The 15,262-nt window shown below is 49.6% G+C and carries 14 protein-coding genes; 11 read left to right on the forward strand and 3 right to left on the reverse strand.

The window, feature by feature from the left end; genetic code table 11:
* Positions 1–140 precede the first annotated feature (140 nt).
* The 3 genes from AC23NW_RS06955 (at position 141) to AC23NW_RS06965 (ending at position 2,657) form a co-directional block, all read left to right on the forward strand.
* The gene (locus AC23NW_RS06955) at positions 141–1,166 is read left to right on the forward strand and encodes a rod shape-determining protein (protein ID WP_071504401.1); all 1,026 of its coding nucleotides are present in this window, start codon (positions 141–143) and stop codon (positions 1,164–1,166) included.
* 99 nt (positions 1,167–1,265) lie between these two features.
* Complete coding sequence (mreC, locus tag AC23NW_RS06960; protein ID WP_293837333.1) at positions 1,266–2,102, forward strand: rod shape-determining protein MreC; 837 nt, start codon at positions 1,266–1,268, stop codon at positions 2,100–2,102.
* A gap of 48 nt (positions 2,103–2,150) precedes the next feature.
* Complete coding sequence (locus AC23NW_RS06965; protein ID WP_293837334.1) at positions 2,151–2,657, forward strand: hypothetical protein; 507 nt, start codon at positions 2,151–2,153, stop codon at positions 2,655–2,657.
* A 108-nt stretch (positions 2,658–2,765) separates the two neighbouring features.
* Here AC23NW_RS06965 and AC23NW_RS06970 read toward each other — a convergent pair whose 3' ends face one another.
* Complete coding sequence (locus tag AC23NW_RS06970; RefSeq protein ID WP_487448539.1) at positions 2,766–3,110, reverse strand: hypothetical protein; 345 nt, start codon at positions 3,108–3,110, stop codon at positions 2,766–2,768.
* 209 nt (positions 3,111–3,319) lie between these two features.
* Positions 3,320–4,261, reverse strand: coding sequence for a malate dehydrogenase (mdh, locus tag AC23NW_RS06975; RefSeq protein WP_293837336.1), 942 nt, complete (start codon positions 4,259–4,261; stop codon positions 3,320–3,322).
* Positions 4,262–4,493: 232 nt separating this feature from the next.
* Between mdh and AC23NW_RS06980 the strand changes: the two genes are divergently transcribed.
* The 4 genes from AC23NW_RS06980 (at position 4,494) to AC23NW_RS06995 (ending at position 8,404) form a co-directional block, all read left to right on the forward strand.
* Positions 4,494–4,937, forward strand: a complete 444-nt coding sequence (locus tag AC23NW_RS06980) for a YkvA family protein (protein ID WP_293837337.1) — start codon at positions 4,494–4,496, stop codon at positions 4,935–4,937.
* Positions 4,938–5,048: 111 nt separating this feature from the next.
* The gene (locus tag AC23NW_RS06985) at positions 5,049–5,249 is read left to right on the forward strand and encodes a Sec-independent protein translocase subunit TatA/TatB (RefSeq protein WP_071504395.1); all 201 of its coding nucleotides are present in this window, start codon (positions 5,049–5,051) and stop codon (positions 5,247–5,249) included.
* A gap of 97 nt (positions 5,250–5,346) precedes the next feature.
* Entirely contained in the window at positions 5,347–6,777 is a 1,431-nt protein-coding gene (gene gatA, locus AC23NW_RS06990) for an Asp-tRNA(Asn)/Glu-tRNA(Gln) amidotransferase subunit GatA (RefSeq protein WP_487448542.1), read from the forward strand.
* A gap of 52 nt (positions 6,778–6,829) precedes the next feature.
* Positions 6,830–8,404 carry a lytic transglycosylase domain-containing protein gene (locus AC23NW_RS06995; RefSeq protein ID WP_487448543.1) on the forward strand — a complete coding sequence of 525 codons (1,575 nt, stop codon included), beginning with the start codon at positions 6,830–6,832 and terminating at the stop codon, positions 8,402–8,404.
* A 241-nt stretch (positions 8,405–8,645) separates the two neighbouring features.
* Here AC23NW_RS06995 and AC23NW_RS07000 read toward each other — a convergent pair whose 3' ends face one another.
* A complete protein-coding gene (locus tag AC23NW_RS07000) occupies positions 8,646–9,104 on the reverse strand; it encodes a helix-turn-helix domain-containing protein (protein ID WP_487448544.1) in 459 nt (152 codons plus the stop codon).
* A gap of 362 nt (positions 9,105–9,466) precedes the next feature.
* On the opposite strand from AC23NW_RS07000, the gene AC23NW_RS07005 reads away from it, so the two are divergent.
* The 4 genes from AC23NW_RS07005 to asnB all read left to right on the forward strand — a co-directional run bounded on the left by AC23NW_RS07005 (position 9,467) and on the right by asnB (position 15,249).
* Complete coding sequence (locus tag AC23NW_RS07005; RefSeq protein ID WP_487448546.1) at positions 9,467–10,273, forward strand: polysaccharide biosynthesis/export family protein; 807 nt, start codon at positions 9,467–9,469, stop codon at positions 10,271–10,273.
* Between the two features lie 64 nt (positions 10,274–10,337).
* Positions 10,338–12,632 carry a GumC family protein gene (locus tag AC23NW_RS07010; protein WP_487448548.1) on the forward strand — a complete coding sequence of 765 codons (2,295 nt, stop codon included), beginning with the start codon at positions 10,338–10,340 and terminating at the stop codon, positions 12,630–12,632.
* A 49-nt stretch (positions 12,633–12,681) separates the two neighbouring features.
* On the forward strand, positions 12,682–13,353 hold the full coding sequence (locus AC23NW_RS07015) for a sugar transferase (protein ID WP_293837342.1): 672 nt from the start codon (positions 12,682–12,684) through the stop codon (positions 13,351–13,353).
* A 39-nt stretch (positions 13,354–13,392) separates the two neighbouring features.
* A complete protein-coding gene (asnB, locus tag AC23NW_RS07020; protein WP_487448550.1) occupies positions 13,393–15,249 on the forward strand; it encodes an asparagine synthase (glutamine-hydrolyzing) in 1,857 nt (618 codons plus the stop codon).
* Positions 15,250–15,262 lie beyond the last annotated feature (13 nt).

The raw sequence follows: 15,262 nt of genomic DNA on the forward strand, positions 1-15,262 counted from the left end.
GTAAGGAAACTTATGTACTGATTGTCATCTAAAAAAAGTAATAAATATGTCGTATTTGCTGAGGGGTTTTCATACAAATTATCTATAATTTTGCAGACCTTTCAAAAAAAGTAGCAAAAACGCCTTGTAATACGCCTGAAATGGGAATTTTCAATTTTTTAACTAGCGACATTGCGATTGACCTGGGTACAGCGAATACCTTGATTATTCACAAGGACCGGATTGTGGTGGATGAGCCTTCGATTATCGCTATGGATAAAGCCAGTGGTAAAGTACTGGCCATTGGCCATAAGGCGATGCAGATGCACGAAAAAACGAATGAAAACATAAAAACAATCCGTCCGCTGAAAGATGGCGTTATCGCTGACTTTACGGCTGCCGAATTGATGATCCGTGGTCTTATCAAAATGATTGACTCGGGTGGAAAATTGTTTTCGCCGTCGCATCGGATGGTTATCTGTATTCCGTCAGGCATTACAGAAGTAGAAAAGCGGGCCGTTAAGGACTCGGCTGAGCACGCTGGTGCAAAAGAAGTGTACATGGTACACGAGCCAATTGCGGCTGCTATCGGTATCGGTATCGATATTACGCAGCCAAACGGAACAATGATTGTGGATATCGGCGGGGGAACTACCGAAATCGCTGTCATTGCGCTTTCAGGCATTGTTTGTGAACAGTCAATCCGGATTGCCGGTGACGTGTTTACCCGCGATATTGTAGATTACATGCGCCGTGAGCATAACCTGCTGATCGGTGAGCGTTCTGCGGAGCAGATTAAAATCGAAGTTGGTTCGGCACTGCCTGAACTGGACAATCCGCCGGCTGACTACGAAATCCGTGGCCGTGACCTGATGACGGGTATCCCGAAAGAAATTAAGGTTACCTACAGTGAGATTGCCTACGCGCTGGACAAGTCGATTTCGAAAATTGAAGAAGCTGTAATGAAGGCCCTGGAAGTATCACCGCCGGAACTGTCGGCCGATATTTATACCAACGGTATTCACCTGACGGGTGGCGGTGCGTTGCTGCATGGTCTGGACAAACGTCTGGCGGCAAAAACAAAACTGCCGATCCACGTTGCCGATGATCCGCTTAAGGCCGTTGTAAAAGGTACGGGCGAGGTTATCAAAAATCTGGATCTGTATAAATCAGTACTGATCAGCTAAGTTTAACGGTATCAGAAATAAGTATCATGGGCAATGGTCACAAACGCGGTTATCCGTTTGTTGCCATTGCCCATCGGTTGTTATCCATTTGGCAATTGAATGGGAGAATTAGTCGAGTTTATCGTCAGAAGCCGGAACTTTATCTTGTTTCTGTTGCTGGAAGTAATCTGTTTTTACTTCATTATCAACACAAACAACTACTGGAGTGCCAGTTTCTTTAATACCTCCAATGCCTACGCGGCACAGATGCTGATCTGGTCGAACAGTGTGCAGGCATACACCCGTCTGAAGGATGTGAATGCCGATCTGGCAACAGAAAACCGCAAACTGCATGAAGAACTGACCCGGTTACAGCAGGGCCATCCGGCAGCGCCCGCCGCTTACCGGGCTGATACGCTTTTTGCGAACCGGTTTGAGTATAAAGTCGCTAAAGTGACCAATAATACAACCCAGTACGCCAATAACTACATCACCATTGATAAAGGGACTGATGACGGTATCCAGCCTGGTATGGGGGTTATTTCACCGACCGGCGTTGTGGGCCGTGTCAAACTGTGCAGCCGCCATTTTTCAGTAATTACGTCGATTCTGCATTCAGAATTCCGCGTTTCCTCGAAACTGGTTCGTGCGGCTGATATCGGTTCGGCCAAATGGGATGGCGTTGATCCGCACCAGATGAAGCTGCTGGACATTTCACGCTACAAACCGGTCTATAAAGGTGATTCCGTCGTTACGTCGGAACATAACTCGGTTTTCCCGCCGGGCATTCTGGTTGGCCGGGTCCGGACAATCGGCGTACAGCCAAACATGACGTTTCATGACATTACGATTGACCTGTCGACTAATTTCAGCAACTTGTCTTTTGTTTATGTAGTGAACAACAAGTTGCGTCAGGAACAGGAACAACTTGAGAAACAAATTGAAAATGATAAATAGTGCGTCCTGATCCTGTACCGGGTAATGGTCTGCTACTGAATAACGACAATGACGCTCCGCGAAATCACCAATCTTGTATTTCTCTTTTTGCTCTACCTGTTTCTGCAGATTCTCATTTTGCGGAATGTCGTTTTGTTTGATTACGCGTTTTGCTTTGTCTACATCGCCGGTATTCTGCTGCTGCCGCCACAGATCAACCGGTCTGCCTTTCTGCTGATCGCTTTCTTTACGGGAATTATTGTTGATACCTTCTACAATACACTCGGTATGCATGCAGCGGCAACCGTACTGGCTGCGTATGTCCGGCCGATGATTCTCCGTACGCAGGTAGATCTGCCCGGGCAGGAGCAACGCCAGCTCCTGTCACTGAATGAACTGGGGTTTACTAAGTTTTTCCGCTATACAATTCTGCTGGCGCTGCTGCATCATACTACCTTGTTCACCATTGAAGCCAGCAGTCTGACACTATTTGTGCCGACGTTGATCCGTATTGTGGCCAGCACGCTCTTCACAACGATCTGTATCGTACTGATTCAGTTTTTTACCCGGAACTAAAACAAAAAAGCATTTAGTCATCCCCGACCAAATGCTTTCCCCTTAACCCAATTTAACCCTTACTTAAAAAAGTATGTATCTGGCTCTTTAACGCCAAAAGTCCTTATTTTATGCAGTTTTCAGCCGAAAACGTGCTTCGTATGTCGATTCAGTATCTACACCCTTGCCAGTCAGGGCCTTTCCCTTCAGCTCCTGCATCAGTTGTGCGCTCACTGCCGGATTTTTACCTTTAACATTAACCCGTGCAATTTGTTTATCCGCGTCTACGTGGAAACGTATAATCAGGTCATCTTCGTTCATTTTCCGGAGTAAAGCCGGTGAAACAGTTTCAGTAAGCTGCTGTTCAATTGTTTTGGTTTTCGGCATGTGTGCGTTTGATTCTGATTGTTTAACGGTATAAATACCAAATAAACCGGCTGTGCCAAGCGCGAAAATAGTCATTAACGCTTTCATAGTATTGTTGTTGTTTTTTTAGATCTGTTGTTGTTCGATGCTGTAAAGGTAATGCGGGAATAGACAGTATATCTATAGTAATGTGTTGAAAAGGAGCTTTTTAGTGATGAATGGACGAAAAGGTAGGTTGAAGTGTAAAATTGTATTTAAACGGGAACGGCCCCGGCAGCAGCTGCTGTCGGGGCCGTTCTGAAATGCTGTTAAGGGGCTTAAATACCCAGGTCAAGCGTACTCAGTACATTGTTCATACTGCGGACCGCATCGGCTGATTTCGCGAAGGCAGCCTGCTCTTCTTCGTTCAGCTTATAGTCAACAATTTGCTCCCAGCCATTGCGGCCGATGACAACCGGTACACCAAGGCAAATGTCTGACTGACCGTACTCGCCGTCGAGTGATACACAGCATGGGAAAATGTGCTTCTGGTCACGGATGATGCTTTCGACCAGCGACGCTACAGCTGCACCCGGCGCGTACCATGCCGACGTACCGATCAGTTTCGTCAGGGTTGCTCCGCCAACCATCGTGTCAGCGGCTACTTTCTGCAATGTATCAGCATCCAGGAACTGGCCGACAGGAACACCGTTGCGGGTAGCCAGACGGGTCAGCGGGATCATCGTTGTATCGCCGTGGCCACCAACTACTGTGCCGTGAATATCGTTCGGCGGGCAATCCAGGGCCAGCGACAGGTATGTCTTGAAGCGGGCTGAATCCAGAATACCACCCATACCGATAATCCGGTTTTTAGGCAGGCCGGATGTTTTCAGTGACAGATACGTCATGGTATCCATCGGGTTCGATACAATGATGATAATCGTATCCGGTGAATATTTCAGGATATTCTCGGTAACACCTTTTACGATGTTGGCATTGGTACCAATCAGTTCTTCGCGGGTCATGCCCGGTTTACGGGGCAGACCTGACGTAATCACTACAACATCAGAACCGGCTGTTTTTGAATAATCGTTCGTTGACCCGACGATTTTGGTATCAAAGCCACACAGCGCAGCCGTCTGGAACATATCCAGTGCCTTGCCTTCGCTGAGTCCTTCCTTGATGTCAAGCAGTACTACTTCTTCGGCTAACTCACGGCGGGCAATATTATCGGCACAGGTTGCACCAACGGCTCCGGCACCTACTACGGTAATTTTCATATAAAATCTGATTAGGAGAATGAAAAAGATCGGGGCAAAAATACGAGTGTAGTTTTTTTGAAACCAACGACTTGCTCATATTCTTTGGTTAATCAGTATAGACACCGGCAGAAATTTAATGGACAACTAACTCGGTTTTTGAAATAATTGCGAACAAAATTTGTTATACGCTTGAATGGTTTTTAAACCAATCAACAAATCCACCATCCTACAGACAAACGTATATTAAGTCATGGCTAAGGATTCACTCATAAAACGTGTTCTAAGTTCGATTTTCTTCCGGCAGGCAAACTCGAAAGCAGTTCGCTATGCCCGGAATAGTACCAGCCTGTTAAACCTGATCCGTGAAGCGTTACAGAAAAGCGGCGGGTTAACCGGTGAAAAAATGCAGGTTTTCCGCGAGCACATCGGCTTGCTGAGCCGCATGCTGAAGTCATATGCATCAGGGCAGTATCGCGAGATCCCCTGGAAAACCCTGATCCGGGTAATCGCTGTATTGATCTACTTCGTTTCACCGATTGATTTTATACCGGACCTGTTGCCGGTCATCGGGATTACTGACGATATTGCACTGGTCGTCTGGCTGATCAGCGCGATACGGGATGACATCGAAAAATTCCGTGCCTGGGAGTCAACACAGGCTGTTAACAGGAAGGAAATCATCCCTATTGGCTAGAATTCCGGTAACCTGTGAAGGTCAGTGAGTAGTTAACTATTTTCACGGTGTTTTAATAGAGTATTACAAATTACTTTTATATTTTTGCATACATTATAATCCGAAACGAATATGACTTTCGCATCGATCTTAGCTTTTATGGGTCTGGGTGGACAGGAAATGTTATTAATTTTCCTGGCCCTGCTGTTGTTTTTCGGCGCTAAAAAATTGCCGGAACTGGCACGTGGCCTGGGTCGTGGCATTCGTGAATTTAAAGATGCTACTAAGGAAGTCCGTGATAATATCGAAGACGGCCTGAAAGAATCGAAATAAATTAACCTAATGCTCATTTATCGTAGGGTTAGCGTCCTGCGCTATGTAGCCTATGCTCCGTAGCCCAGGACGCTAACCCTACGGTCATTATTGTACCGTGACAATTTATCGTTCCTTTACCGCCGTTCAGACCGATCTGCAGCGTGGTGCTGTTACGTGCCGCCAATTGGTCGACCAATACCTCGATCGTATCAATGAATTTCAGCATCTGAACGCCTTCACGGAGGTGTATGCCGACGAAGCCCGCCGGCAGGCAGATGCCTTAGACCGCAAAGCCGCCGCCGGGGAGCCGTTAGGTAGGCTTTTCGGTATGGTAATCGGCCTGAAAGATGTGCTTTGCCACCAGGACCATGCTGTCTGGGCCGGTAGTGCTATTCTGGAGGGATTTACTGCTCAGTTTACCGGAACGGCCGTTCAGCGGCTGCTCAGCGAAGACGCAATTGTCATCGGCCGGCAAAACTGTGATGAGTTTGCTATGGGCTCTTCCAATGAAAGTTCGGCATTCGGGCCGGTGCGCAATGCCGCCGATCCGGATCGGGTACCGGGCGGATCGTCGGGCGGTTCAGCAGTAGCCGTTCAGGCAGGTCTGTGTCTGGCGTCAATCGGTTCGGATACGGGTGGTTCGGTACGCCAGCCGGCAGCTTTCTGCGGCGTTGTCGGCCTGAAACCAACCTATGGCCGCATCAGCCGCTGGGGCCTGATTGCCTACGCGTCGTCATTCGACTGTATCGGGCCGATTGCCAATAATCCGTATGATGCTGCCTTACTGCTCGAAGTTATGGCCGGTGCCGATGAATATGACAGTACCGTTTCCAGCCAGCCCGTGTCGGCATATGCAAGTGCCTCCCTGCCGGACCGGCCGTTACGGATTGCCTATCTGAAAGACGGTGTCGATAGTGAAGGCGTGGACGAAGCCATTCGCCTGGCTACCCGCCGGAAGCTGGATGCGCTGCGTGCAGCAGGCCATGTCGTTGAGCCGGTTGAACTCAAAAATCTCCCGCATCTGCTGCCAACCTACTATATTCTGACAACTGCCGAAGCGAGTTCCAACCTTTCGCGGTTTGACGGCGTGCGGTATGGTCACCGGGCGCAGGGTGTAACTGATCTGATCGCGCTTTACAAACAAAGCCGTACGGAAGGCTTCGGTGCTGAAGTGCGCCGGCGGATTCTGCTTGGTACCTTTGCGCTGAGCGCCAGCTACTATGATGCCTATTACACGAAAGCGCAGCAGGTCCGGCGATTAATTCGCGAAGAAACTGAGGAGTTATTTACCAGATATGACTTTTTAGTATCACCAACGACACCTTCTCCAGCGTTCCGTTTGGGTGAAAAAACGGCTGATCCGCTGCAAATGTACCTGGCCGATATTTTTACGGTGCAGGCCAATGTAGTGGGTTATCCGGCGATTGCCGTGCCTAACGGAACGGATGCTGCCGGCCTGCCGATCGGTATTCAGGTGCTTGGCGCACCATTCGAAGAAGGAAAGCTGGTTGCGTTTGCAAAAGAACTGACAAATAGCCCGGCATAGCCGGTTTTATACATAATCCAATGTAGTTATTAACCTATAGCCGTTTTGGTAGATGAAAAAAGTGACTCATAGCCTGTTGAAGATGTGTGGAGTTGGGTGTGCGCTGGGTCTGGTACTGACAAGTACGTCCGGTACTGCCGGTATTCATCCGGTTGCTTTTGCGGCACAGACCGATACAACAGCGACTGATACCCTGATTGTCGAGGAAGTCGTTAACTTACCGACTATTTCGCCCGCGCTGATACAGGAGCGATTGCCAAAACTGGAGAAGAGTATAGCGTTACCGTACCACAGCGCTGTACAAAGCTATATTGACTACTTTGCCTTCCGGAAGCCAAGCTATACGCGTACCATGCTCGAACGGCGGGATATCTATTTCCCTATGTACGAAAAGATGCTGGCGAAATATGGCTTGCCCGACGAACTGAAATACCTGTCGATTGTTGAATCGGGGCTGAATCCGCGGGCAGTCTCGCGGGTAGGAGCCGTAGGGCTCTGGCAGTTTATGCCGGCAACAGGCCGCGACATGAATCTGTACCAGGACGAATTTATCGATGACCGGATGGAGCCGGCGAAAGCGACCGAGGCCGCCTGCCGCTATCTCAAATCACTGTACCGGATTTTCGGCGACTGGCACCTGGCGCTGGCGGCTTACAACAGCGGGCCCGGCACGGTAAAACGGGCTATGCGCCGGTCAGGCGGCAATTCGTTCTGGACGGTCTACGATCACCTGCCGAAAGAGACGCGCTCGTATGTGCCGCAGTTTATTGCCTTTACCTACCTGATGAATTATGCCGACGATCACGGCATTGTGGCAGAACATCCGGAATACGTAATCCCGCACGATACGGTACACATTAACTCGTACGTTGACCTGCCCCGGTTTGCCCGCTACAGTGGTCTCCAGCTGGAGGACCTGCAGAAGCTGAATCCCCAGATTGTTACTACCGTGCTGCCGGCACACACCCGCCAGTTCCCGTTGCGTGTACCGAGCGGGAAGCATCATTATATCATTGCTAACCGTGCTTCTATCATGGATTCGTCGGCCCATACGCCGGGAATGATGGTTAATGTCCTGTTTGCCGATGCCGAAGAACAACAACAGACTGCTGATTCCATACGGCTTATGCGGGATACCAGCCCGCTACTGGCGGAGTCAAAACTGTTAGCCTCAGCCGATGCCTCGGTCAGCGTTTTTGACGATCCCGAAAACCAGCCTGACGACATTGAAGAGGTGATCGCCCGGAAGCCGCAGAAAGTTACCCATGTGGTAAGGCGGGGCGACGTACTGGCACGGATTGCGGAGCGGTACGGAGTTGATGTCTATGACCTGAAGCAATGGAACAAGCTGCGCAGTACGCATGTAAAGTCCGGCCAGCGACTGGTTATTTACCGTGAAGCAGCCGAAACGCGGCTTGAGCAGCTGGCCGATCAGGGAACAGAGAAGGCAATCCGTAAAGCTGTACAGTCAAAAGTGCATAAGCCTAAGTACCACACCGTGCAGCATGGCGATACACTCTGGAACATTGTGCAGCGCTATAATGGATTAACGGTAGAGCAGCTTAAGAAAAAGAACCGGATAAAAGGGAATAATTTACGCCCGGGTCAGCGGCTGATTATCGGGTAAGAAAAAAAATGATTTCTCATGATTTGGAGGCGGACCTCCAAATCATGATTACAGACTAAAACATAGCCTTTCTTTTTTATAAAATCAGCGTAATAAGCCAGTATTAATAAGTAATAATTACTATAGTATTCAATTCATTAATACCTTACTTACGTAATAAAATTAAATCATTCGGGCGTATTTTGATGCCGTTTTTTCAGCTGTCTGCACCTGTAAATAATGCGTAATACTTACGTAATACTTAGTATTGCTGTTCAATATTTTCTTTCATTTTGCCAATTCTGGCCGGCTTATATTTTATTTTCATTCGCTTAAAAAGCAGGCTTAAACCAGCAATTGTATAATCAATCTGCCAGCGATCCTTTATATAAGCCTGAATTTGGCTCAACTTTTTATGTGGAGGCGTTATCAGCCATTTTTTTAGCTCACTGAGCTGATGCGTACTTAATTTACCGAATCCATGCTGGTAGCCGGTCTGCAAAAGCTTATCAATGCCTTCCTGACGATAGGTTTGCCAAAGCCGCTGGCTTTGTCGTAAAGACAGGCCTAACTGCTCCCCGGCTTGCTGTTGTGTTTGTGCCCGACCTTCCTTCAAAAACCTCAGAAACCGGACACGGTCTCTCAACCGTGCCTGACGTTGCTGTTTTTCAATCGTCAGCAACTCTTCGACACTTTCTTTTATCACAGAAATATATTTCATAAGCAGAAATACGTCAGAGTTAATTTAAGGCTTATAGTGCTTAGAATTAGGTGTTTATAATAATATAATATCTTTTAACATATGATATATAGTTGTAATTTTTAAAAAATAACTTTAAACCTCCTGTTACTTTTTACGCCAAGAGAGTCTAAACTTATTAGGAAAATTAAAATATCAGTTGCTAAAAGTCTGCTAGAGGTCGCATTGATAAACTTTGTGCAATAACTGTGCAAGAAATGTGTATCAATCAACTTTTTATCAATATAGTTATATCGATTCTTGCTAAAGTCAATTTTTAATTGACTTTATGGACGCTATGAAAAAAGATAGACTGCTTAGCAAATACTGTACCATACGTAATCATGATGCGTTTTTTTTGGAAAAATATTAGTGTAATAAAATTAACAGTTGGCGTATTTCTGGCTGGCTTTTTTATCGGATGTACTTCCGCGAAAGAACTGGTGTATTTTCAGAAGGACAGTTTTTCAAATAGCACGCAGGCAATTTTAGAACAGGCCCCTTTAACGATACGTACTGGAGATGTTTTATCGATTCAGGTTAGTAGCCTGAATCCTGAAGCGGCGGACTTTTTTAATCCGTATACAAATTCAACAACTGAAAATAAAACAGCGTACCAATTTACCGGTACAAATCCATTACCACCGGCAGTAGGTTATTTAGTTGATCCGGAAGGCACAATTGAAATGCCGCTGATCGGGAAAATTGAAATACGCAATCAAACTGTTTCCCAGGCAGCCGGTATTATTCGTGAACGATTAAAGAAATACCTGCGCGAACCGACAGTCAGTATCCGTAATCAGAGCTTTCGTATTTCAGTATTGGGTGAGGTTACACGGCCTTCCCTTTTTACAATTCCGGACGACCACATTACCCTGCTCGAAGCGCTGAGCCTGGCCGGTGATATTACCATTTATGGCCGGCGCGATAATGTGCTGCTCATCCGTGAGCAAAACGGGCAGCGCAGCTTTATCCGGATTGATATGACGCGGCGTGACCTCTTCCGGTCGCCTCATTTCTATTTGCGGCCCAACGATACCATCTACGTTGAACCCGGCAAGGCCCGCATTACCAGCGCCGACCGCTGGTATCTGCTGATTCCGGCCCTTGCCAGTACACTGTCACTATTAGCTATTATCATCCGGCGATAACACATCAGAACCCGTTACAGCTTACTTGCTTATGTCAAAAACAACATCAACATACGATCCTTACATGGCTTACGAAGCTGACAGAGCTGTTGTGCAAATGGCACTCCGGCGCTATGTAGGACAGTGGAAATGGTTTGTGGGATCGATGATCGTGTGTCTGGGGCTGGCGTTTGCATACGTGTACCGGCAGCAGCCTGTGTACAGGATTCAGGCCAGCGTGCTGATCAAGGATGAGAAAAAGGGCGTTGAAGAACAGAGTATTCTGAAAGACGAGCCGAGTTTTGTGCCCTCAAAGGTGGTTGAGAACGAAATTGAAATCCTGCATTCGTTCCGGCTGATGAACAAGGTGGTCAACAAGCTTAATCTGGGCGTCACCTATTTCCGGAAAGATGCCTTCAAAAAGAAAGACCTCTACGGTAAATCACCCATTGAGCTGATCGTTGAAAAACCGGGCGAACTGCTGTATGAAGACAAAATACACCTGGTCTTTACGTCTGACCGGACGGTGGCGATTGACGACGTACCTTACCCGCTCAATCAGTCTGTTTCGACGCCCTATGGCCAGTTACGGATTCAGACCATACGGTCGGTCTTGCCGGGCACAGATCTGTATGTACAGGTAACACCACTGCCGTATGTAGTAGCGAATTACATCAATACTCTGACCATTGAGCCGACTAATAAGGCATCAACCGTAGTCATTCTGACGCTTGAAGACACAGTGCCGGAACGGGGTGAGCAAATTCTGAATGAACTGGTGCAGGAATACAATCAGGCGGTTGTTGCCGACAAGAACCGCCTGGCGCAGAACGCCCTTAAGTTTCTGGACGACCGGCTGGCATCCCTGTCACAGGAACTGAATCAGGCCGAAAAAGGCGTTGAATCCTACAAACGTACGGAAGGGATTACCGATCTGAACGCACAGGCCCAGTCGTTTCTGCAACAGGTACAACAGAACGATGCCCAGCTGAACGAGGTAAATATCCAGCTGGGTGCCCTGCGCGACGTTGAGCGCTATGTCGGTTCGAAAGCCAATCAGCGGGGTGTGGCACCGGCTACCATGGGCCTGAATGATCCCGTGTTGCTGAATCTGGTAACCAAACTCAGCGATCTGGAAATGCAGCGGGATCAGCTGCTGCGGACGACGCCCGAAGAGCACCCCCTGATTGAAAGCCTCGACGACCAGATCCGTGCAACACGGACGGGCATTAACGAAAACATCCAGAATAATAAGCAGACACTCCAGCTGACACAGAACACGCTGGTAAAAACGAACAACCGGACCGAAAGCCAGATACGGACGGTGCCGGGCAAGGAACGTACCTTGCTGGATATTACGCGGCAGCAGGCCATCAAGAACAGCCAGTACACGTATTTGCTCCAGAAGCGGGAAGAAACGGCGCTTTCGTATGCGGCTGAGGTCTCCGAAAATGTCATGGTTGATGTGGCACACAGTACCCCCGACCCTATAAAACCCAAAAAGCTGATCATTTTTCTGATTTTCGGACTGGCTGGCTTTATCCTGCCAATGGGTGTACTGATTCTGAAAGACATGACGAACAACCGGATTCAGCAGCGCCGCGAAATAGAAGGCGTAACGCGGGTGCCGGTGATCGGGGAGATTGTCAGAAGCAAGGAAAAGCAGCCGCTGGTCGTCAAACCCCGCACCCAGTCGCAGATTATTGAGCAGTTTAAAATGCTGCGGACCGATGTGCAGCATATCCGTGTGAGCCCGCACATGGCGCAGGTAGTGCTGGTTACGTCCGGTATCAGCGGCGAGGGCAAGTCATTTATTTCCATGAACCTGGCGGCCAGCTTTGCCCTCACCAACCAGCCGACGATTCTGCTTGAAATGGACCTGCGCAAGCCAAGGGCCCACAAAGCGCTGAATGCGGAAAGCAAACCCGGAATTTCGGATTATCTGGCCGGCCGCGCCACACTCGACGACATCATGCAGCCCGTAACCGATTACAATTACCAGTACTGGGTGATTACGAGCGGTACGCCGGTTGCTGATCCGGCAGAATTGCTGGCACAGGCCGGGTTGGGGCAGTTGTTCCAGGAACTGCGCCGCCGTTTTTCACACATCGTGGTGGATTCGCCGCCGATCAGCTTTTTTACCGATGCCAAATTACTGGCCTATTGCGCTGATACCAGCCTGCTGGTAGTGCGTAAAAGCGTAACACCGAAGGCACAGCTGCCGGTACTGGATAAGCTGCAGTACGAGCGTCGTTTCCCGAATTTACACCTCGTGCTGAACGGCTTTGAAAACGGTCTGCCGTATCGCTACGCCTATAAAAATGAGCTGCCCGATGCCGGCCAGTTTCTTGAAAATGAAACGAATAACCATGAGTCATGACGGATCCGGTCCGTTGGTATACTCACGTTTATGCAACCATTAACAAACGATGATGTCATTTTCTACCTCAGCGCCTCCAAAGCATAATCTGTCCCCTAAAAAGGTGGATTTGCTGACACCTGCGCCGAGATTAAGCCGGAAGAAGCGTCTGTTCGACCTGCTGTTTTCGCTGCTGGTCATTGTGTTTGTACTCTCGTGGATGATTCCGCTGGTCGGACTCATGATACGGCTTACATCGGCAGGACCGGTGATTTTTGTACAGCTTCGTTCGGGGCGCAACGGGCAGCCGTTCCGGTGTCTGAAGTTCCGGACGATGTATTTCGACAGACAGGCGCATTTCAGCCAGGCGGTCAGAAACGACCCCCGTGTAACCTGGATCGGAAGCTTGCTGCGGAAGACGAATCTGGACGAAATGCCGCAGTTCATTAACGTGCTGCTGGGGCAAATGAGCGTGGTAGGCCCACGGCCGCATGCCGTTAATCACGATGCTCAGTTCTGGTTCCGGCTGAAAAACTACCCGCTCCGGTATCAGGTGACGCCCGGCATTACGGGACTGGCACAGGTGCGCGGTAACCGCGGCCTGACCTCGCAGCTGATTGAAATGGAGCACCGCGTACGCTATGACCGCTTTTACATCAAACGCCGGTCGCTTTGGTTCGACCTGCGGATTTGTTTGTGGACCGTAACAAAAATGCTGGCGGGTGATAAAAAAGCACACTGATTAACAGGCAGGTAAGAGACTTATAAACAGACAACAGACATGTGTGGGATTCTCGGTAGCATAAATCTTCCGCTGACAGAGGCCGATCTGGATAAGATTGCGCATCGGGGCCCCGATGCCTCGGCGCTGCAGCAACTGACGGTCGATGATGACCAGGTATGGCTGGGCCACCGGCGGCTGTCGATTGTTGACCTGAGTCCGGCCGGAGCACAGCCGATGGCGTCTGCCTGCGGCCGGTATCACCTTGTCTTCAACGGAGAAATTTACAACCATCAGGCGTTGCGCCGTGAGCTGCCGGACGTTGCCTTTCGCGGGCATTCGGATACCGAAACGGTCCTGCATTACCTTATCCGGTTCGGCCTCGACGGGCTGGCAAAACTGAACGGCATCTTTGCGCTGGCTTTTCTGGACACGCAGCGCCGCCAGCTATCGCTGGTCCGTGACCGGTTCGGGGTAAAGCCTTTGTACTACTACCGGAGCCGCAATACGCTGTTATTCTCGTCGGAACTGCGTCCGATTGTGGATAAAACCAGTCCGGAACTCAATCAGGATGCACTGGCCGTATTGCTGCGGCTGCGGTACAACCCGGCTCCCGATACGCTCTGGAATAAGGTGAATAAAGTCCGTCCGGGACATGTCATCACTTTCCCGCTGGGAGCAAAAACGTCAACCAGCTGCACGGTGATGCCCTTCGTCCGCCGTCAGCAGGGATTGATTCCGTCAATTTCATTTAACGAGGCCGTTGAGGAATACGGCCGGCTGGTCGAAGCGGCGGTTAAGCGTCAGCTGATGGCCGATGTGGAGATCGGTGTGCTGCTCAGCGGCGGGGTCGATTCGGCGATTGTGGCTCACCTTGCGGCTAAACATTATCCCGACCGCATCAAGGCCTTTACCGTGGGCTATACGGAAGACCATGAGCAGGACGAAACGGAACATGCTGCCTACACGGCTCAGTTTATCGGGGCCGACCATGTTATCACGCGCGTTTCGGCAGCTGATTTTCAGTCGGTGCTGCCAACGGTGGTAGACATCATTGAAGAGCCTTCCGCTACGATTTCGGCCATTCCGATGTACTACCTCTGTCAGGCCGTGGCCCCGCACCTGAAAGTGGTTCTGACCGGTCAGGGGGCTGATGAGCCGCTGGGCGGGTATTTCCGGTATAAGAGCGAGCTGATTTACGCCCGCCTGCCCTTTGCCCGGAAACTGGCGTCGGCACTTTTACAGATTCCGGGCTTTCAGGAAAAAGAAACGGTGCGCCGTGCGTTGTCGGCCTGGCAGGAGTCAGACCCGATCCGGCGGTTTGATGAGTCGTATGCCATTTTTACTAACGAGGAAATCGAAGAGCTGACGGGCGTTCCGGCTACCCGGTCGCAGGATTATATCCGCTATTACTACGACCTGATGGGTGGTAGTGAGCGCACGCATCCGGTGGAGGCCATGATGCGCAACGATATGCACATGAACCTGTCTGACGACCTGCTGAACTACACCGACAAGATTTCAATGCATTTCGGTATTGAGGCGCGTGTACCGTTCCTCGACAATGAGCTGGTCGATTTTATTGACAGCCTGCCGTATCACTACAAGCTGGACTTCCGGAAAACAAAAATCGTCCATAAGGCCTACGCGGAGTCGATTCTGGACAAGACCATTACGCACCGTAAAAAGAAAGGCTTCGGCTCTCCGGCTGAGCGCTGGCTGAAAGGTGCCGTGGGGGCTGACTACCGCCATCAGCTGACCGGAGAGGACTCTGCCCTGGCCGGGCATATCAATACCAAAGCCGTAGCGCGGTTCTTTGACGACCATCAGGTACGCGGCTACAATCGTGAAAAACAATTATTTACCCTTATGTCGCTCGATCGCTGGTTTGCCGGCTTCGAACGGCAGCATGCTTAACATCTGACGGGTT

The organism is Arsenicibacter sp. R0_47, assembly GCF_057652235.1.